Source organism: Isobaculum melis (assembly GCF_900111355.1).
Taxonomy (GTDB): Bacteria; Bacillota; Bacilli; order Lactobacillales; family Carnobacteriaceae; genus Isobaculum; species Isobaculum melis.
In genome coordinates this window covers 116,161-136,868 of the sequence record NZ_FOHA01000003.1, presented here as the reverse complement: position 1 = coordinate 136,868, position 20,708 = coordinate 116,161, and the positions used below count along the sequence as shown (strand labels likewise).

19 protein-coding genes and 1 riboswitch are annotated in these 20,708 nt (G+C 36.7%); of the genes, 4 read left to right on the top strand and 15 right to left on the bottom strand.

Annotated elements, in window-relative coordinates:
- Window positions 1–79: 79 nt before the first annotated feature.
- Window positions 80–2,989 carry a hypothetical protein gene (locus BMW29_RS04085; RefSeq protein ID WP_092650611.1) on the top strand — a complete coding sequence of 970 codons (2,910 nt, stop codon included), beginning with the start codon at window positions 80–82 and terminating at the stop codon, window positions 2,987–2,989.
- A 50-nt stretch (window positions 2,990–3,039) separates the two neighbouring features.
- Here the strand turns inward: BMW29_RS04085 and BMW29_RS04080 are convergent, their stop codons facing one another.
- From BMW29_RS04080 to BMW29_RS04070, 3 genes are read right to left on the bottom strand one after another with little or no spacing between them, the layout of a single operon-like run.
- The gene (locus BMW29_RS04080; RefSeq protein WP_092650609.1) at window positions 3,040–4,248 is read right to left on the bottom strand and encodes a CCA tRNA nucleotidyltransferase; all 1,209 of its coding nucleotides are present in this window, start codon (window positions 4,246–4,248) and stop codon (window positions 3,040–3,042) included.
- The gene (gene dapB / locus BMW29_RS04075; protein WP_092650607.1) at window positions 4,245–5,036 is read right to left on the bottom strand and encodes a 4-hydroxy-tetrahydrodipicolinate reductase; all 792 of its coding nucleotides are present in this window, start codon (window positions 5,034–5,036) and stop codon (window positions 4,245–4,247) included. The genes BMW29_RS04080 and dapB overlap by 4 nt, the downstream gene beginning before the upstream one ends.
- Entirely contained in the window at window positions 5,029–5,364 is a 336-nt protein-coding gene (locus BMW29_RS04070; protein ID WP_092650605.1) for a nucleotide pyrophosphohydrolase, read from the bottom strand. The genes dapB and BMW29_RS04070 overlap by 8 nt, the downstream gene beginning before the upstream one ends.
- 126 nt (window positions 5,365–5,490) lie before the next feature.
- Between BMW29_RS04070 and BMW29_RS04065 the strand changes: the two genes are divergently transcribed.
- Entirely contained in the window at window positions 5,491–6,396 is a 906-nt protein-coding gene (locus BMW29_RS04065; RefSeq protein ID WP_092650603.1) for a YitT family protein, read from the top strand.
- 25 nt (window positions 6,397–6,421) lie between these two features.
- Window positions 6,422–7,240 carry a hypothetical protein gene (locus BMW29_RS04060; RefSeq protein WP_092650601.1) on the top strand — a complete coding sequence of 273 codons (819 nt, stop codon included), beginning with the start codon at window positions 6,422–6,424 and terminating at the stop codon, window positions 7,238–7,240.
- Window positions 7,241–7,300: 60 nt separating this feature from the next.
- Here the strand turns inward: BMW29_RS04060 and BMW29_RS04055 are convergent, their stop codons facing one another.
- The 11 genes from BMW29_RS04055 to BMW29_RS04005 form a co-directional block, all read right to left on the bottom strand.
- Entirely contained in the window at window positions 7,301–7,867 is a 567-nt protein-coding gene (locus BMW29_RS04055) for a ReoY family proteolytic degradation factor (protein WP_092650599.1), read from the bottom strand.
- 45 nt (window positions 7,868–7,912) lie between these two features.
- Window positions 7,913–9,181 carry a tetratricopeptide repeat protein gene (locus BMW29_RS04050; protein ID WP_092650597.1) on the bottom strand — a complete coding sequence of 423 codons (1,269 nt, stop codon included), beginning with the start codon at window positions 9,179–9,181 and terminating at the stop codon, window positions 7,913–7,915.
- 12 nt (window positions 9,182–9,193) lie between these two features.
- Window positions 9,194–10,498 carry a 3-phosphoshikimate 1-carboxyvinyltransferase gene (gene aroA, locus BMW29_RS04045; protein ID WP_245706223.1) on the bottom strand — a complete coding sequence of 435 codons (1,305 nt, stop codon included), beginning with the start codon at window positions 10,496–10,498 and terminating at the stop codon, window positions 9,194–9,196.
- Between the two features lie 97 nt (window positions 10,499–10,595).
- Window positions 10,596–11,762, bottom strand: a complete 1,167-nt coding sequence (aroC, locus tag BMW29_RS04040) for a chorismate synthase (protein WP_092650595.1) — start codon at window positions 11,760–11,762, stop codon at window positions 10,596–10,598.
- 118 nt (window positions 11,763–11,880) lie between these two features.
- The gene (locus BMW29_RS04035) at window positions 11,881–12,156 is read right to left on the bottom strand and encodes an HU family DNA-binding protein (protein WP_092650593.1); all 276 of its coding nucleotides are present in this window, start codon (window positions 12,154–12,156) and stop codon (window positions 11,881–11,883) included.
- 287 nt (window positions 12,157–12,443) lie between these two features.
- Window positions 12,444–13,754: a ribosome biogenesis GTPase Der gene (gene der / locus BMW29_RS04030; protein WP_092650588.1), complete on the bottom strand. Its 1,311-nt coding sequence runs from the start codon at window positions 13,752–13,754 to the stop codon at window positions 12,444–12,446.
- Between the two features lie 443 nt (window positions 13,755–14,197).
- Window positions 14,198–15,406, bottom strand: a complete 1,209-nt coding sequence (gene rpsA, locus BMW29_RS04025) for a 30S ribosomal protein S1 (RefSeq protein ID WP_092650586.1) — start codon at window positions 15,404–15,406, stop codon at window positions 14,198–14,200.
- 106 nt (window positions 15,407–15,512) lie between these two features.
- Window positions 15,513–16,196 carry a (d)CMP kinase gene (gene cmk, locus BMW29_RS04020; RefSeq protein WP_092650584.1) on the bottom strand — a complete coding sequence of 228 codons (684 nt, stop codon included), beginning with the start codon at window positions 16,194–16,196 and terminating at the stop codon, window positions 15,513–15,515.
- A gap of 50 nt (window positions 16,197–16,246) precedes the next feature.
- A complete protein-coding gene (locus tag BMW29_RS04015; protein WP_092650582.1) occupies window positions 16,247–16,849 on the bottom strand; it encodes a LysM peptidoglycan-binding domain-containing protein in 603 nt (200 codons plus the stop codon).
- Between the two features lie 71 nt (window positions 16,850–16,920).
- Window positions 16,921–18,360 carry a RecQ family ATP-dependent DNA helicase gene (locus BMW29_RS04010; RefSeq protein WP_281241498.1) on the bottom strand — a complete coding sequence of 480 codons (1,440 nt, stop codon included), beginning with the start codon at window positions 18,358–18,360 and terminating at the stop codon, window positions 16,921–16,923.
- The gene (locus BMW29_RS04005; protein ID WP_177165664.1) at window positions 18,356–19,417 is read right to left on the bottom strand and encodes a YpbB family protein; all 1,062 of its coding nucleotides are present in this window, start codon (window positions 19,415–19,417) and stop codon (window positions 18,356–18,358) included. Before BMW29_RS04005 ends, BMW29_RS04010 begins: the two co-directional genes overlap by 5 nt.
- Window positions 19,418–19,494: 77 nt before the next feature.
- Between BMW29_RS04005 and BMW29_RS04000 the strand changes: the two genes are divergently transcribed.
- A complete protein-coding gene (locus BMW29_RS04000; protein ID WP_092650578.1) occupies window positions 19,495–19,707 on the top strand; it encodes a ferredoxin in 213 nt (70 codons plus the stop codon).
- Between the two features lie 130 nt (window positions 19,708–19,837).
- Here BMW29_RS04000 and BMW29_RS03995 read toward each other — a convergent pair whose 3' ends face one another.
- Window positions 19,838–20,407, bottom strand: a complete 570-nt coding sequence (locus tag BMW29_RS03995; protein WP_092650576.1) for an ECF transporter S component — start codon at window positions 20,405–20,407, stop codon at window positions 19,838–19,840.
- Between the two features lie 117 nt (window positions 20,408–20,524).
- A riboswitch (FMN riboswitch) is annotated at window positions 20,525–20,656 on the bottom strand.
- Window positions 20,657–20,708: the final 52 nt, after the last annotated feature.

Below are 20,708 nucleotides of genomic sequence, written 5' to 3'. Positions count from 1 at the left end.
AACAAATGTTTCTTACAAAAAAAGAATGATAACTTCTTCAAAATAAATAAGAAAAAGAGATATTGGAGGAATACAAAAAATGATGAAAAAAAAGACAACTTTCTTTATTTGTCTGACACTAGTAATGGGCACTTCTTTACTAGTAGCAAAATCTACTCATGCAAACAAACAAGAAGTAAACACTCCTATCGTTCAGCAACGTGGAAACGAGATTACCATTGATGCTAATAATCCAATCTATCAGCAAAAAATTCCTGCAGATAGTACGACATTACCTGAAAAAAAATTAAATACAAATCCTTTATATGAACATTATGTACAACAAAACATTTATATTCCAGGTTTCTTTAGAGAACAATTTATTGGAAAAAGCACCACTCAAGATGATGAAATTATTCAAGCTTTCAAGCTTTCAAATAATAAAGTTTTAAGTGTCCATCATTCTACCGACTTTCCTTATGCAGTTGTAACCCCCGGCTACTTCTATAAAGATTATAACCGTTTGGTTCTATCAGATAGTAAAGGAACGATTGAAAAAGAAGTTCCTTTATACCAAGGAAAAACTGCCTATTACATGAGTAGTTCAGATAATCAAAATGATACCTATACATTTATTTACACTAATGGTTTAGTTAATGGCGACGTGATTATTTATGAAACAGTTGATAAAGATCTTAATATATTATCTAGACAGACCGTCACACAACCTGCTGGTGTTATTTATAATCGTATGTCGATTGATTTTAATGCAGAAAAATACCATCTTCCACTTCTTACGAATGTAGCGACTCAAAAGACATTTTTTATTGCCAAAAATATTGGTGGTACGTTAAATACTGCAGGTTTAGCCTTTCCATCTGTTAATTTTGCTAGTTACACACCGAACGGACAAATCCCAGCTGGAACAATGGTTGGTATTGCGAATGGTGCTTTTACAAATACCAGTTCAAACGGGTTTATCGCACCTCTCCAGTTAGGCTATGCTTCTGGTGCTAAAGGATTTGGAACTGTTTTAGTTGAATGGGATCAGAATAACAAAATTGTTTTTGAAAAGCTTGTTGGAGATGGTGATGGAAGCTTTCAATACCAATCTGGCATTTCTTCTCCTGATAAATATTACTTTACAATTACAGATAAAAGTAACAAAAACAGTAACACGAAGCTTTATCTTTATGACTTGAACCAACATCAATTAAATCTTGTCGCAGAATATCCTCCCAAAACAACACTTACCCTTACTAAAAACGGAGCTTCGTCAGTTAGCGTTTACGGGTATATTGTAGAAAATAATCAGCCTGCTATTTTTATTGGCTTTGCCAACAATCTTACATTTGAGTTAACAGGCATGAGAAAAATTGCATCTGATGTTCCTATTACCATTAGGACAATGCTCTCTTTTGACGAAACAATTTTTTTAGGAGGGATGATAGAGGGTAAAGGCTTTGTTGATTCAGTTTATGGTCCAACTGGTAATTGGACCAATAAAGCTGCACCACAGTTGAAATATAATGCTTTTCTTGGTTCTGCCTTAGTGATAGATAATTATGCCCCTGCTATTCTTGCACCTCAGAATGTGATTCTTGATTTAGAAGATACAGACTTAAAACAAGAAATCAATACCGGTAGTCAAAATATTTTAAATAATTGGTTAATTACTGGAACAAAAACAGGCTCACTAAGTGATCCTCTTGCAATTAAAGTAACTGATTATTATGATCTCTCTTCTAAAAATATTTCTGGTCAAAAATCACAAGACTGGTTGAATAAACGTATTAATAGAAACCCATTAGATCCAACAAGAGCAATTGATTGGAGTGCTTTAGGTTTAGACCTTACTAGTAGAGGTCCACAAAAAATAAAATATTTTGTTTCTGATGAGAATAAACAAATCAGTGCAACCTCACGTATCATTAATAAAATGGACAATGAAACCATCTGGAATGAAAAAGGTGCATTAGCGGCTTCAAACTTTACTATTCATGTCAATGATGTTGAGGCATTGACAGATAACAGTAGCAAAACATCCGCTCAATTACAGGCCTGGGATATCAATAGCGGAGAGCTAAAATCAGCTGATGTCTTGGTTAAACAAGATGAGTTAACCGCTATTCAAGATGTTAAAAAAGCTTATGATCAATTAACTGAAAATAATCATCCAGCAGATTTAATTAAACCCTACCCACTTACTTATGAATTCACTTATGATGGTAAGACCCTAACAAAAACAATTACAGTCTTTATTATTGATGATACAACCACTGTTGACCAAACGAATAACATTGTATTATATGCTTTTGATTTCACAGAATATTTACATCATGTAAAAGAGCTTTCTTCTAACAAAGTTGTTCAGCTATCAACTGCTTCTGCATGGAATCTGACGATGAATTGGGGCGATACAGCTTTACCAGCTAATAAGTTAACTGCAAATGTGACTGAAGTCCCTGTTGGCCTGAACCACGTCACTAAAAAAGGTCTTTATCCAGTAACAATCAAGCATGACCAACTAGTTCAAACAAAAGTAAAAGCTAACATCTTAGATTCCGAAGCAACGATTCATGTCAGACAAGTTATTCTCGATTCAAATAACAATCTTGTGTTGCCATTAACTGGTTATTTCCAATTAAACAATGAAAATGGCAATCCTTCTACTAGCCATAGTAAACAAGAACAAATTCTAGCAACTAGTACAAATGACGATACACTTCAAGTGTTTTCAAAACAAGTTTCTTATATGAATTTTGATCATTGGTGGTATGAGATCAATCCAATTATTCCACAATATTATGAATATGCAGGATACATTTTAACAGATAGCAAAATAACCCATCAAGCAAGCGATCGAATTGATAATCAACAAGAAAAGCCTTTGCTAGATTTTACTGTAAAGGATACTTATTGGGTAACGATTTATCTCAAGGCTTCAACAAACCACCCCAAATCTTATAGTAGCAATTACTCACAAAATAGTTTTGGAAAATTACCATAAAAAAATCCAAGAAAATCGCAGATTTGCTGATTTTCTTGGATTTTTTATCTTTATTTTTTAGGATGAGCATGCTTGATAGCCCATGCTAATAGCAATTTTTGGTCATTGATGATTTGATGATCAATCACATTTTGTTCAAGTTCTGCTAATAAATCTCCTAGCCATTTTCCAGGTAGTACATTCATTTTTTTTAATAAGTCATCACCAGTGATATTTAACTCACTTTTATCTTTAATTGCTAGTCTTTGATACTGTTCCTCCAAATCAACCGTTGGCACTAGTTGTGGATTTATTACAAGAGCCAATTCTTCAATTTGCAGCGCTAAAGGAAGCCCCGCATCATATAACATCCGATTACTCCAAGCATCAGTTAAACGCGCGTTTAATAGCTTTAAAGCAAGCTTAATAAATCTAATCTCTTGTTTAGAAGATTTCCATTCCCTTAAAAAAGCTTCTACATTGTTTTCACTAATTTCTAAATAATAAAGGAATGCTGTCCAAGCAATATTTTTAGTAGGAAAAATCCCCATTAACTGACTAAATTGTATTAATGATTCCTTTGCAGAGGACAAAGCTGGACAATAACGATACAATTCACTATCAATAAATTGTAACAGGCCCTTTGCTCGAGCTTTTCCAAGTAATAACTTGGTCAGTTCTACTTGAATCCGTTCAGTGGCAATCTTAGTAAGTAATTCATGATGAATGGCAATTGCTTCTGCTGTTGCAGGCTCTAAATCAAAATCTAACTGACTCATAAAGCGAACTGCTCGCATCATTCTTAAGGCATCTTCATGAAATCTTTCTTGTGGCAATCCTACTGCACGAATCAATCTCTTTTCAAGATCCGCCACCCCAGAGAACAAATCAATAATCGCGCCCTCTTTTGTCATAGCAAGTGCATTGATTGTAAAATCACGACGTTTTAAATCCTCTTCAAGAGAGCGAACAAAGGTCACTTCATCCGGTCTTCGATAATCTTGATAGGTAGATTCTGTTCTAAAGGTTGTGATTTCATACTCCTCATCTTCCCAAAGAACCAGTACAGTGCCATGCTCAATTCCAATATCAACGGTTCGTTTAAATAGGGCTTTGACTTCAGCTGGAAAGGCACTGGTGGCAATATCTACATCTGAAATGTCCTTTTTTAATAGCATATCTCTCACACTGCCGCCTACAAAATAGGCTTCATAGCCAGCTTTTTCCAGTTGTTCAATCACAGGAATGGCTTTTTCAAAAATTGCAGGTAATAATGTCATAATAAATTCTCCAAACCATAAATAAATTCTTCTAGTGCCACAACTTTTTTGACACCTAAGGCGACACCACTCATAAAGGAAGCACGATCATAAGAATCATGACGAATTGTCAGTCCTTCTCCTGTGCCACCAAACAGCACTTGCTGATGAGCAATTAAGCCTGGTAAACGCACACTATGAATCTTCATGCCTTCATAATCTGCCCCTCTTGCGCCAGGCAGTAATTCTTTTTCTGCTGAATTACCTTGTTTTTTAGTCGCTCTGACTTCAGCAATCATTTCAGCTGTTTTCAAAGCAGTCCCACTTGGGGCATCTAGTTTTTGATCATGGTGTAGTTCAATGATTTCTACATCAGGTAAATATTGGGCTGCTTTTTGGGCAAATTGCATCATTAAGACAGCACCAATTGCAAAGTTAGGCGCAATTAAACCGCCTATTTTATGTGCTTTAGCATAGGCCTTCAGCTCCGTTACTTGGGCATCCGTAAAACCAGTTGTGCCGACAACTGGAGCAATTTTGTGCTCTAGGGCAAAGCGTGTATGCTCATAAGCAACAGCTGGAATAGTAAAGTCAATCCAAACATCAGCTTGGACTTTTTTGACGAGGTCTTCTTTCTTTTTAAACACAGGAACATTGACATCTGGAAAGGCTGCATCTTCCCATAAAGCATTTATTTCGGCGTGTGGGTCTAAGACGGCCACTAACTCGAATTCTGTATGAGAAAGAACCATTTTGGTGGCTGTACTGCCCATTTTACCTTGATAGCCTGCAACAATTACTTTAATCATGGGCTTCATCCTTTCTTTCAAAGCGGTTTTTATCTCGATTATTTAATTTATTCATCGTTTCTTGGAAACTTTGTGTGAGGTCAATTTCTAAGGAATTGGCTAGAGCGGTTAAAACAAAAAGGACATCTCCTAATTCTGCAATCATTGCCTTTTCTTTTTCAATGGACTTTTTCTGTTTTTCGCCATATTGATGATTGATTTCACGTGCAAGCTCTCCGACTTCTTCAGTTAGTCTCGCTAGCTGTGCCAAAGGGGAAAAATACCCTACTTTAAATTGGGAAACAAATTGATCCACATCTTGTTGCATTTCTTTGATTGTTTTTTCCATTTTTCTCACCTTTTCTTTTTCTTTAATCTTATAGTACCAAAATCACAGCAGGTTTCAAGGGTTGTTGCACTCTTCCTCTAAAAAATGCTATATTTATTGTTGTTACATAAAAAGGAGGCGCTTAAAATGGAGAAAGTAAAATTAAAAATTCATCTTAAAGACTTCTTAACCATTACATTAGGCTGTTTGTTTTATGGCTTTGGCTTTGTTTTTTTTAATATGGAAAATCAACTAGCGGAGGGTGGCTTCACTGGCGTTGCCTTATTAATTCGCTATTGGCTACAAATAGATCCGGCTTATACCACGCTTTTATTAAATGTTCCCATGATTTTAATTGGCTGGAAATTATTAGGCAATCGTTCGCTTTTATACACCATTTATGGCACCGTTATGTTGTCCACCTCTATTTGGATTTGGCAACGTGTTCCACTAACAATTGATATTGGGCAGGATTTATTCATTGCCTCTGTGTTAGCTGGTTTATTTGCCGGAATTGGTTGTGGTTTGATTTATCGTGTGGGTGGCACAACTGGTGGAAGTGATATTATTTCTCGGATTTTGGAAAAGTATCACGGTTTACAAATGGGCAAGACCTTATTTGCTTTTGATGCATTGGTTTTAGTCCTTTCTTTAAGCTATTTAGATATGCAGCATATGATGTATACCTTGGTTGCGACCTTCATTTTTTCTCGTGTCATTGATTTTGTCCAAGAAGGTGCTTATACCGCTCGTGGCTTCTTAATTATTTCAGACCATTATGACGAAATCGCAAAGTGCTTGATGGTTGAATTAGGACGTGGTGTCACTTATTTGAAAGCGGAGGGTGCTTATTCTAAGGAAGCGCGTAAAATGATTTATTGCTTAATGAGTAACCAAGAGATTGGCCCTGCAAAAGAACTAATTCATGCTATTGATTCGACAGCGTTTGTGTCCATTTTTAATGTGACAGAGGCTTCAGGTGAAGGCTTTACTTTTGGGGATTTACCTTCTCCATTAGGAAAGAAAAAGAAAAAAATAGTGCGAGAAGACTAAAAATGATGAAAGAAGGTATTTGAAGATGGCTTTAACCTTTAATTTTTTTAATGAAGAAAGATTTTACGATATTGTAGATGAAACGACAATCTTTGAAGCTCTGCAGGAACTTGAACACGAGCAATGTGAATTTTTAATTTTAGAATGCTCAAATCCAAGAGAGATGTCCGATAATTCTTTTATTCAAACCGCGAAGGAAGAGAATGGGTTTATTGTTGAAACACGTTTTGATTATGCTGAAGATATCTTTGATCAATTTCAGCTACTCGTTGCAGATAGACAAGATGTTGCGAAATTATTCGTTCAGTATTTAAATGGCTCTTTACCCGATGTCAAACAATGGAAAAACATTAGTGGTCATCTGAAAATTTATTTAGACACAGTTGAAGACAATGTCACAAGAACACAGAGTCATCCTCAATTCTTAGCACATTTTAATCAAGATTTTTATTTTGATATTAGTTTGGAAGAAGCTCCTTTTGGTTCAGATACTGGCAATGATGCCCTTGCTCATTTTAGCGAGTATATCCGAAAGGATGGAGAGATTGACCGTCTGATTTTAAATGATTTTCCTCGTCGTATTGTTGAAGACATGTGGGGCATGAACTATCTAAATCCAGTTGATACAGCTGAGTTAAATGATGCACTTTATCTCTCTGCTCAAACAACTGTTGCAATTGCTTTTGGTATGGCGAAGGTTTATGGGGATATGACAAGTGAATTACATCAGGCTGCACTTTCTGCACTTCATAAATTGAATAACTTTCATGAAAAAGATCATGCGCTTTATCAGCAGATGATTGCTGATTTAACAGCATTTGAATTTGTTGTTGAGGAAGAATAGAAATGATCAATAGCTAAAAACCAGTTGATTCTTTGGGAGTCAACTGGTTTTTTAGATTGTTTATTTTGTAATCTGATGATCCTTACGCCGCTCAAGCTCATTTAATTCTTTCACAAGTGAACGGAAAAGCTGTTTATTATTTTTCTCTAATGCCACATCAATTTCTTGTAGAATTTGTTTTTTGCGATTCACCAAACTGACCTTTTCTAGTAGCTGGTCAACTTCAATGGATAATTGTTCATCGACTTGATCATTCCATCTATAGAATGGATTGTCCTCCAGCACAGCGATATATTCCGGTGTCATTAATTGGTTGTCAAACACTAATTCCAAGTACAATTCGTCTTTCCAATTGCTACGCACTTCATGAAAGGCCTGCTCTGGATTGGATAAAACCAAGCCTTCTTTGTAAAATAGAAACGGGTCTATTTCTGTCTCAACAGTTGAAAGCATCATGCCTCTTGGTGTTTTTTCAGCATGTTCAACAAAATGAACTTTTTTCATCATGGTGTCATGATTGAGTAAATAAGTTAAAATCCACATGGCTTCTCTTCGTTTTAACTGATAATTCTCTAAGAACCAACTTAAAAACATTTTTTTATCCTCTAAACTCACCTTGATTCCCATACTGCTCACCCCTTTTCTAATCTTCTGAATTCATTATACTGCATTTTAAAAACTTTCTCCATTGATTGAACTGTATAAATCTGCTATTTCATCATCAGTTGGTTCCATTTCTAAATAACGCCCTAAGATTTGCTTGGCTTCTGTTAGTTTTCCATCTTCTCTGAGGAAGGTGCCATATTGTTTTAAGAAGTCTTTATTTTCTTTAAAACGCTCGGCTGCTTCATGGTAAGACTGATAAGCTTTTTCATAATCCTCTAGCCCTTCATAAGCAATGCCCAAATTCCAATAGAATTGTGCATCAATTTCTTCATTTTCTAAAGCAATATTGGAAATTTCAATCGCATCCTCAAAGCGCTCTTGTTTCAGCAATAAATTATTTAATTCTAACGCTGCTGTCACTTTTTCAGGATCTAATAACACTGCTTGTCTAAAGTAATCCTCAGCCAGCTCCTCATTGTCTAATTTCAAGGCTAACTTCCCTGCATATTCAAACAATTCAGGATTAAATTCATCTAAACGAATCCCTTCCTGCATCACTTCTAAAGCCTTTTCTAACTGCTGTTCTTCCTCTAAGGCTCGGCCTAAATAAGGATATAAAGAGGTGTAACTTGGATCTAATTCCTTTAGTTGTGAAAAGACCTCTGCAGCTCGTTTATATTGCTTGGCTTGCATATTGGTGAAACCATACTCAAATAAAGTATTAATCTCTTCATGCTGTTCCAAAGCTTGCTCAAAATAAGGCAAGGCATTCTCAAAATCAGCCAGTGCACTATAAGAGCTAGCGATTCTTTGTGCGAGATAAATCCCACCAATTTCATCCACGCCTTGTTTAAGCAATTCCTGATAAATTCGAATACTTTGTGCATATTTCCCTGTTGTAAAGAATAATTCTGCTTGAGCAAATTCAATAATTGGCTCATCTGGTAACAGGTTGCTAGCAATTTCAAGCTTTTGCTCACTCACTTCATATAAGCCTTGCACCTGATATAAATCAGCCAATACAAGTAATGCTTGCGGATAGGCTGCACTTTCAGCTGGAATTTCTTCTAATAATAGCATCGCTTCTGATAACTCATCTGCCTCAATCGCAATCTCCGCTAAACCAATCTTTAATTCTTCCTCTTCTGGAAATAGCACCAATAATTGTTCATAAATTTGTTTGGTCTCATCTAAGAAGCCTAATTGATATAAAGCATCTGCTAACCCATATAAGGTTTCTGGATCATCTAAGGCTAGTGCCTCCTTAAAATGTCTTTCGGCATGTTCTAAATCATTATTTTGTAAAGCAGCTAACATTTTTTCACTTGGTGTCATTTTTATTTCCCCCTACTGATTATGGTGTAACAATATTTTTAAATCCTCTAAAAAGTTTGGATAAGAGATCTTCATCACAAAAGCATCCAATAGTCGTGTTTCGCCCTCAGCAATCAAGCTTGCAATCACAAGCATCATAGCGATTCGATGATCGCCATAGCTATCTACTACAGCTCCCTTTAATGGTGTTGGTCCTAGAATGCGCATCCCATCATCCGTTGCTTCAATCGTGGCTCCCATGGCCTGTAAATTGCTGACAACGGCTTGGATACGGTCTGTTTCTTTCACTCTTAGCTCTTGAGCATCTTTAATCACAGTTTCCCCATTCACTTGTGTCGCTAATAGCGCTAAAATTGGAATTTCATCAATGAGGCGAGGTAATAATGCACCTTCGATAACCGTTCCTGTCCCTTTTTGCGCTTTAACTGTGACATTTCCTCGTGGCTCTTGGCTGCCATCCTCAATTAGTTCAAGGTCATAGTGCAGGCCCATTTGATCAAAAGCTGTTAATAATCCGGTTCGGGTAGCATTTAAACCTACTTTTTCAATCGTCAGCTCACTGTTTGGCAGCAAAATTCCCGCAACTAACCAAAAGGCTGCTGAAGAAAAATCTCCTGGCACATCTACAGTCGTGGCTTTTAATGATTGATTGCCAGGAACCAATAATTCCTGACCTACTCGTGTAACTTCTCCTGAAAAATCTTGAAGCATTTTTTCTGTGTGGTCTCTTGAGGGAATTGGATCAATAATTGTGGTGATGCCCTCAGCCTGAATGGCCGCTAACATAATCGCTGATTTCACTTGAGCGCTCGCAACCTCCATTTGATAGGTTATGCTTTGCAATTGCTGATGTGGATTAGCCAACACCAATGGTAAGGTATCGCCTTGTAGATCTAAGCCCATTTGCGTCAAAGGCTTGCTAATTCGTTTCATGGGGCGTTTAGATAACGATTGATCGCCAATCAAGGTCAGTGGACCGACTTGCTTGGCAAATAAACCACTTAATAAGCGAGCAGAAGTTCCACTATTGCCTAAATCAATTGGTTTGGTTGGGATAGAAAAATTTTTCAAGGCTGTTCCTTCAACCAAATAATGCCCCACAGCGCGTCGTTTAATCATTGTCCCTGTTTGTTTAATGGCTGAAAGCGTCGCTAAGACATCGCCGCTTTCTAATAAGCCCCTAATTTCAGTTTGTCCCTCTGCAAGGGCGCCAAACATCAGACTACGATGAGAAATTGATTTATCTCCTGGCACTGCAAGCTTTCCTGTTAGGCTTTCTTTTGTTGGATTTAAAAATAACATTTTTCCATGAATCATTGAAATGTCCTGCTTTCTATTGGTTTGTTTTAAATTATTCAAATAAGTTGTGTCTTTGAAATCTCTTAGATTTCGGAGTCACGCTCTTTTCATTGGATTAAAAGTCTTGTAGATACTGGCGATAATCTGCTATATTCTGTTTTAATCTGGGCATTTGATCACTTTCAAATTGTTCTAAAATAGCTTGTGTGATAGTCGTCGCAATCATATGCTCTGCAATTCGACTGCAAGCAGGCACTGCACAGGTATCGCTTCTTTCAACACTAGCTTTAAAGACTTCTTTGGTTTCAATATCAACACTTTGTAGCGGTTGATAGAGCGTTGGGATGGGTTTCATTGTGCCTGTGACTAAGATAGGCATGCCATTGCTCATTCCCGCTTCGATTCCACCTAAATGGTTGGTTTTACGACGATAGCCCTGTGTTTCTTCCCAAGTGATTTCATCCTGTACCTGACTGCCTGGTAAGCCTGCTAGCTGATGACCTAAGCCAATAGACACACTTTTAATGGCATTTAAGCTCATTAAAGCACCTGCTAATTTTCCATCTAATTTGCGGTCATGCTGGACATAGCTGCCAACTCCTGCTGGAACGCCTGTGACTTTCACTTGAAAGGCACCACCTAATGTGTCTCCAGCACGCTTGGCTTCGTCTATTTTGGCGATCACAGCCGTTTCAACTTCTGGCAAGCACATTCTAACAGAAGATACTTGGAGGTGCTTAGCTTGCGATTCTGTGAGCTCCTCGCGGTAATCAAGATCTTGTAGCCCACCAATTTCAGTTACCTTACTTTCTGTTTGAATACCAATAGCTTCTAGTAACTGCTTGCAAAGCGCTCCGATAGCTACCTGTAAAGTGGTTTCTCTAGCTGATGAACGCTCTAAGACATTCCGTAAATCCCGATGCTGGTATTTCATTCCACCTACTAAATCCCCATGTCCAGGACGTGGCCGTGTGACTTTTCGTTCATGCTTGATGGCTTCAGTTGGAGCAGCTGGATTCATAATAGCTTCCCAATTTTGATAATCTTTATTCGGAATCGATATGGTAATAGGCGAACCTAATGTCATCCCATGTCTGATTCCACTTAAAAAGGTCACACCATCACTTTCAATTTTCATCCGATTGCCTCGACCGTAGCCCTGTTGACGCATGGCTAATGCTTGATTTATTTTTGCTTCATCTATTGTTAAACCTGCTGGAAAACCTTCAATAATCGCTGTTAAGCTAGGTCCATGACTTTCACCTGCAGTTAAAATACGCATCTTACTCACTCCTTCATCCCTATTATTTTAGCATATCAGACCAAAGAAAGAACAATTTATGTATAAAAAAATTGCCATGAATTAAAAATTCATGGCAACGCTATAATCGTATTTACAATTATTTAACCGCTTCTTTAAGCGCTTTACCTGGTTTGAACGCAGGGACTTTGCTTGCAGCGATTTGGATTTCTTTACCTGTTTGTGGGTTACGACCTTTACGTGCAGCACGTTCGCGCACTTCAAAGTTACCAAAACCGATAAGTTGAACTTTTTCTCCTTTTGCTAAAGAAGATTGGATTGTTTCGAATACTGCATCAACAGCTGCAGTAGCGTCTTTTTTAGTAAGACCAGTTGCAGTTGCAACGTTTTCAATCAATTCTGCTTTGTTTGCCATGTTGATTTTCACCTCCTTGATAAAAAAGAATACATCTTTAATCATAAGAACAAATATGCATTCCTAATATCATTCTTGAGTGGTCCAAAAATGATACGAAATACGTTTGTCAGAAACAACCGTATTTCTATATTGAGATTATCATACAAACGTAACCACCGCAAGGTTTTTCCTCGATTTTTACCATTTTTTAATACCAAATGTGAATTTTTAGAAAAAAACATGAAAAAAAGTGACATTTTGCATATAAATATGATAAAATGTCTCTTTTTTAGTTTATAATTATTTTATTTTCTTTGTCTAGTTAGAATTCGAATCGGTGTTCCTTCAAAGGTAAAAGCATCACGAATGCGATTTTCTAAAAATCGTTGATAAGAAAAATGCATCATTTCTGGTTCATTCACAAAAATGACAAAGGTTGGTGGTTTGACAGCAACTTGAGTCGCATAATAAATTTTCAAGCGTTTGCCTTTATCTGTTGGTGTTGGATTCATTGCCACAGCATCCATAATTACATCATTTAAGACAGCAGATTGAATCCGTAAGTTTTGACTTTGACTGACTTTTTCAATCACTTCTGGTAAGGTATGCAAACGTTGTTTTGTTTTAGCTGAAACATAAATAATCGGTGCATAGCTCAGATATTGGAAATTATCTCGAATGTCTTCTTCAAATTTTTTCATTGTTTTATCGTTTTTCTCAATAGCATCCCATTTATTGACCACAATAATGATGCCTTTACCTGCTTCATGGGCATAGCCAGCTACTTTTTTATCTTGTTCGCGAATGCCTTCTTCAGCATTTAGAACCATTAAAACAACATCTGAGCGTTCAATGGCACGCATCGCTCTTAGTACACTATATTTTTCAGTACTTTCATAGACTTTTCCACGTTTTCTAATCCCAGCGGTATCAATCATCACAAACTCTTGTCCATCTGCTTCAAAAGCTGTATCAATGGCATCTCTGGTGGTTCCAGCAATATCAGAAACAATCACACGTTCTTCACCAATAATGGCATTAACCAATGAAGATTTCCCAACATTTGGACGGCCAATTAAACTAAATTTAATGGTTTGATCATCATACTCTTCTTCCGTTTCATCTGGAAAATGAGCAATCGCAGCATCTAGTAAATCTCCTAAACCTAAACCATGACTCCCTGAAATTGGATAAGGTTCCCCTAGCCCTAAAGCATAAAAATCAAAGACATCACTTCTCATTTCAGGATTATCCACTTTATTAACAGCTAATAACACAGGCTTCTTCGTACGATAAAGAATCTTTGCCACATTTTCATCTGCACTGGTTACCCCTTCACGACCACTAGCGATAAAAATAATCACATCTGCCTCATCCATTGCAATTTCAGCTTGTTGCTTAATTTGCTCTAAGAAAGGCTCATCTCCTAAATCAATACCACCTGTATCAATAATACTAAATTCTTTCCCTAACCATTCTCCTTGAGAATAGATTCTATCCCTTGTTACGCCTGCAACGTCTTCTACTATAGAAATTCGTTCGCCGACAATTCTATTAAAAATAGTTGATTTACCTACGTTTGGGCGACCAACAATGGCGATAACTGGTTTTGCCATGTTTTTGCCTCCTTTTCTTTTTCTTTCTACAGTGTATAGAACAAACCGTTAACTTGCAAGAAGTTTATCATGCCTCTTAGAGTTTTAACTCTTAGAGACATGATACAAATCGAACACAGTTCGACTTTGATCCTTATCTCTCTTCGCCTCTTAGAGTTTTGTCATGCCTCTTAGCGTTTCAACTCTTAGAAACATGATACAAATCGAACACTGTTCGACTTTGATCCTTATCTCTCTTCGCCTCTTAAAGTTTTAACTCTTAGAAACATGATACAGATCAAAATTATTCGACTCTGATCCCTATTAACCCACTTCGACTTCAGCCTTCTATCCATTAACAATATCACTCTATTTTATCTTCAAAACTTGTTTTATTAGCAATACAAAGGAGAGACAAGACTATAAAATAGTTTTGTCTCTCCTTTTAATGAAACGCTATTGCTTTACTCAGCATCTTCATTAGAAGAAAGAGCTTCTCCTAAAATTTCACCAAATGAAAATCCTGTACTTTCTTCTGGTAATTCATAATGTTCTTCAGCTTCAGCCTGTTTCATTGATTCTGGTTTTTCCTCAAGTGCTTTAATACTTAAAGATAAACGTTTTTCTTCTGGCTTCACTTCTAATACTTTGACTTCTACTTCAGCATTTTCACTTAACACTTCATGTGGTGTTGCAATGTGTTTATATGAAATTTGTGAAATATGAACTAAGCCTTCTACACCAGGGAAAACTTCAACAAAGGCACCAAAACTAGTTAAACGTTTCACAGTTCCTTTTAAAGTCGCGCCTTTTGGTGCACGCTCTTCAATGTTATCCCATGGGCCAGCTAAAGTATCTTTAATTGATAATGAGATACGTCCTGCTTCTGGGTCAACAGATTGAATTTTAGCTGTTACTTCATCGCCAACTGCTAAAACTTCTTCTGGTTTATTCACACGATTATGCGAAATTTGTGATACATGAACAAGTCCATCTACACCACCAAGATCAACAAAGGCACCAAAGTTGGTTAAACGAGCTACTTTACCTGTTACGATATCGCCCGCTAATAAGGTTGCTAATTTTTCTTTTTTAGCAGCTTCTCTTTCTTCTTGAGCAATGGCTTTATGAGAAAGAATCAAACGATTTTCGCTTGGCTCAATTTCAACAATTTTGAAGCGCATTGTTTTTCCTTTATAGACAGAAAAATCATCCACAAAGTTTACATCTACCATTGAAGCAGGTACAAAACCTCTCACACCTGCATCAACAACTAGACCACCTTTAACAACATCTGTTACAGGAGCTTCAATGATTGTTCCAGCATCAAAATCAGCTTGGATTTCTTCCCAAACTTTTTTGGCATCAATGCGTTTTTTAGACAGCATATAGCTACCATTTTCTTTATCTTTACTGCGTTTAATCACAACTAATTCAACTACATCACCAATATTTACAACTTCAGTGATGGCTTCAATTGGTAAAGTAGATAATTCACCAAAAGGAACAACGCCTTCAACGCCACTTCCTTCAATCCCAACAATGGCCTCTTTACCAGGCTCAATTGCTAAAACTTCTGCCTTTACAATATCACCAACATTCACTTCTTGAACGCTGTCTAATGCATTTAATAATTCTTCATTACCTGTTTGCATGGTTTCTTTTTCGCTCATGTTTTAATCCTCCTAGTTACGTAAAAATCCTTCTATCTTCTATTCTAACTAAAAAAAAGGTTTTTTTCCATAAAAATTCATGTAAAATGTAAAAAATATCCATCATTTAAGCAAATTTAACTTGCTTAGAGACAATTTCTTTTATTTTTGTGACAACCTCAGGAATATTTAAACCTGTTGTATCAACTAAGATGGCATCCTTTGCTTGTACTAAAGGAGAAATTTTTCTAGTTGAATCAATATGATCTCTTGTTGCAATTTCTTCTTTTAATTTTTCTAAAGGCGTATCAATGCCATTCTTTTGATTTTCTAGGAATCTGCGTTCAGCACGTTCTTCCACACTAGCAATTAAAAAGATTTTCACTTCTGCATTTGGTAAAACAGCTGTGCCAATATCTCGACCATCCATGACAATGCCACCACATTCAGCAATTTTTTGCTGACGTCTCACCAATTCTTCACGAACACCTTTATGCACAGAAACATGAGAAACTTGATTGGTCACTTGAGGTTTACGAATCACCTGCGTCACTTCTTGTTGATTCACAAAAACTTTTTGTCCTTCTTGATGAGGCTCAAAGGTAATCATTGTTTTTTGAAGCAATTGAACCAAGGCTTGTTCATCATGAACATCCACATCATTCACTAATGCTTGATAAGTGATTGCCCGATACATCGCTCCTGTATCACAATACACATAATGTAATTCTTTTGCTAAGATTTTAGCAACGGTACTTTTCCCAGCTGATGCTGGGCCATCAATCGCAATACTGATTTTTTTACTCAACAAACAACACTACTTTCTTTACAGAATAAAAAGCCGAATAAACGGCTTTTTGATTATTGAACTCTTAAACTCTGTCCCACTTTAAGCATTGTAGGATCAGTTATTCCATTCCATTCCATAATTTGCTCAACAGAACTTCCATAACGTTTATGCAACTGATACAAAGTATCTGCAGATGATTGAATGGTGTAATATACTTCATTTCCACCTGTTACTGGTGCTTCTGGTTCTGGCTGTTGTACAACTGGTTGTTCAACTTGAGGTGTTTCCTCAACAGGCTGTTCTTCTTCAGCTGGTGGTGTAACTTCTTCACTACTTGAAGCTGCTTCTGAACTTTCTTCTTTTGATGAAGACTCCTCAGAGCTGCTACTTGAATTATTTTTGCTGACAGTTAATTGTGTATTATTATTATTTTTTGGAACTTCACTTGGCTTTGAATTCACATAAGCACGCATCACAAATGGTGTAGCAATCAATAAAATTGCAAATATAATAAAAACAATGGCAATCGGTGAGATTCTTCTGCTTCTTGCTCTGTGCTGTGCTCTAGTTAAACCATCAAGCTCCTCTTCATCTTCTGAGTAAAATTGACGTTCCCATGTGTCTTTTTCTACTTCTTGGTCTAACTCTTTATCTAAATCTTTCTTCTGACTCATGTCTTATTTTCCTCCTCAAAACGGTATTCCAACATATTGTATCATGAAATGCTTGGTTTTTCCTTTAAAAATTAACATAAATTGAACATTTTTAATAAATAGGCCTGCCAATCCGCATTTTCTTCCTGTGTTTTCTCTTGTATTACGCGCTCTTTTTCTTGATATTCAGTCAAGTTAATGCCACAGGACTGACAGCAATTCTCCAGCTGCTGTTTTAATTCTTCTCCAAAATGCTTTAATAACTCAGCACGCTTACACTGAGCGGTTTGAATATAGTCCAACATTTCATTGAGTTGTTTTTTCTTTTTCCCTATCAGTTCATTTCGCTGTTTTTTGGCATCAGCTAAAGAAATCCCTTGATTTAATTGATTTTTCACAAAACGATATTGCACTTCATTTACTTGCTCCTCTATTGCGGTTATCCCATTTTGATACGCCATTTCAAGCAAATCATCCTCTGGCAGCTCATTCTCTCTTAATTGATGATGAATCTGCTCATCCCCTTTTTGATAAAAAAGATAGGCAATACTAGGTCCTCCATCTCTTCCTGCACGCCCAATTTCCTGCAAATAAGCTTCGATATTACTGGGTAAGTGATAATGGAGCACAAAACGAATATTTCCTTTGTTAATCCCCATCCCAAAAGCGCTTGTTGCACAAATAAGCTCAATATCATCATGCAAAAATTGTTGCTGCAACTTCATCCTGTCCATTGCCTCTACATCTCCATGATAGGCAGCCACCTTAATTTGTAGCTCTTTAGCTAATAGCGCTGCAATTTCTTCTGCTTTTTTTTTGCTAGAAAAATAAATAATCCCAGGCTTTTTCTGTAATCTAACTGTTTCAATTAAGGCTGCTTCTTTTTCTTTTTGCGTCTGAAAAATCTGGGTTGATAAGGCAATATTTGGTCGATCAATCGAATAAATCCATTCTTTAAAATGATCCTGATTTAGCTGTAATTTAGTCACAATATCCTTTCTAACAGCAGCTGTTGCCGTTGCGGTTAGTGCCATTGTCACTGGATCAGCTAAGGCAGCTCGGACTGCTCCTAAGCTTAAATAGTCTGGTCTAAAATCATAGCCCCATTGTGAAATACAGTGTGCCTCATCGACAACAAATAAAGCGATTTTCTGTTGTTTTAATGCAGCTAACACCTGCTCCTGCTGCAACATTTCAGGCGAAACAAACAAATAATGATAGGCTGATAACTGACTTAAAACCGCTTGTTTTTCTTCATAAGATAAAAAACTGTTCAACGCGACAACCCGTTTTTCACCCTTCATTTTCATTTGTTCAACTTGATCCTGCATCAAGGATAAAAGCGGTGAGACAATGATAGCTAAGCCTTCAAGATAATAACCAGCCAGCTGATAGCATATGGATTTTCCTGTACCAGTTGGCAACATCACTAATGTTGAATCACCTGCTAAGACCGTTTGAATACTTTCTGCTTGGCCAGGTCTAAACTGAGTATAACCAAAATGCTGGGTTAAACCTGCTAATAAATTAATCTTTTCCAGCTTCGCTCACCTCTTTTCTAATTTGAACAAGACGTAGCTCAAAAAAGCTCATCTCTGGTAATTTTGCTTGTAAGGCTTTTATCTTTAAGGTTGGTTCTTGTGCCATTAATTGACTGATTTTTTGTTGTTTTGCTTTGGAAACAAACGGATCAATGTTAAAGGTGGAATCAATCATCACAATTTCTACAATATGATCTAAGATTGTACTTTGCTTTAAACCACGTCTTTGCATCACTGCTTCAACTGTTTGTCCCTCTAATAAAAGATCCCGCGTTTTTTGTGCACTTTTATTCATCCTTTTTGTGACCGCTAAGGTTGACGGAAGTAAGGTGGACAAAATTGGATAGTTTTGTGGCTTGGCAGTGATTTCCTTAATGAAAGTATGGACAACTGCAAGCTGAATCCAACTGATTTCAAAAGCTTGCTTCTGCCATCTTTGTGCCAGTTGCTGAGTGGTTCTGCCATAGGATTGATGTCCTGTTAAGCTAAAAATAAAAATCGCTGCCTCTTCTTCCGTTAATTTGGCAGAAAGCTGAGATATTTCGTGATAGACTCTTGTTGGCAACTCCGTCTTTTCTTGCTGCATGAACCATCTTTTAGCCCATTTTTGTCGGGTAATATCACGTTCAACTGGTAGATAATGAGATTCTTTAAAGGAAAGTTCAGAGCAGATTTGTACAATAAAAACAAACTTTTGATAAAAATCTTGTGATAAATGACTATATTGCCAACCATTGATGGCTGGATAAGAAGCTAACTGAAAAGGTTGCTTGGCTCTTAATAAGCAGCCTTGCTGACTTAACCTTAATTCACCTGCTTCATCTAATAAGGAACCCGTTTCAATTAATTCATGAATCGTTGCAAGATACTTCTCCTTATTCAGATAAGTGACTGTATTGAAATAAGGAAGTAGCCCATATTGTTCTGCCAGATGCATCACAGAAGTGGTTCTTTTACCACGTAATAAATGATAAATCGTCATTGGTTTTCGCACTTGCTGATCATCATAAAATTGTAAAATAAATGTTGCATCATGAAAATCCAACATCAGCATTCCTCTTTTCCTTTTTAGTCAAAACGTGTTAAAATAATGCCAGTTCAACAAGTGAAATGGAGTGAAGTAGATTGTATAGCAAAGTAAATCAAGATTTATGTATTGCTTGTGGCTTATGTCAAACCAAAGCACCCGCGATATTTGATTATGATGAAGAGGGAATCGCCTTTGTAAAGCAAGAGCAACACCACGTTTCAGCAGAAAATGAAGCAGCCTTGATGCAAGCTTATCTTGCTTGTCCAACTCATGCCATCCTAAAACAAGCTGTGCCATTTACTCATTAATATAGCATTCAATTTTAAATAAAGAAAGAAAAAAAGAACCTTAATTGTCGTCCAACCCAAAATGAAACTTTTGGAAAATGACGCAATAAAGCAGGTTCTTTTTTATTTATCTCATAAAGATACGACTTATTTAACTTGTTTTTAATCTCGCATGCTCAATCCAGCTAGCCATTTTCACATAAACAATGGCAAAGACACCACTGACTAAGATACCTTTAAGCAAATTAAATGGTAAAACCCCTAATAAAACAACGGTTTGAATTGGTCCAAAATTCATACCAAGTACATGAGCATATAAAGGTGTCAATACAAACCAGTTTAAGACTGACATCACAATGGTTAAAGAAAGTGTGCCTAAAATCCCAGCACCAATCATTCGTTTCATTGAAGTTGACTGCTTCATAAACCAATAAATCGGTAGGATATAAGCGAGACAAGAAATAAAGTTAGCAAATTCACCGATAGGGATACCTGTGATATCTCCTGATGTAATAAAATGCAATAAATTTCTAATCAAAGCAATCCCTACACCAGCCCAAGGTCCATATAGAAACATCCCCAATAAAGCTGGAATATCACTAAAATCCACCTTCATATAAGTTGGTAAAAATGGAATGGGAAAGCCGACTATCATCAATACATACCCTAGTGCAGCAAGCATTGCGATTCCTACAATCTTTTTCGTTTGAAACTTTTTCATCTTTAAATCCTCCTAAAAGGATTCATCTCCTGTGATTCCGGTACTTATATTGAAATAAAAAAGCTCCGCCTCATTTTCTTCAGAAAACGAAACGGAACTTATGCATACACAAATAAGCACCATCTTCTCTTATCCAGACTATACTGTCGGTACTGGAATTTAACCAGTTCAGCCCGTTTATTTCAAGAAATAGACGAGGTCGTGGACTATACCACCGGTCGGGAATTACACCCTGCCCTGAAGACGAATCAAATATTTTTTTATTTCTCATCTAGTATAGAATGAATAGGCAAAAATAGCA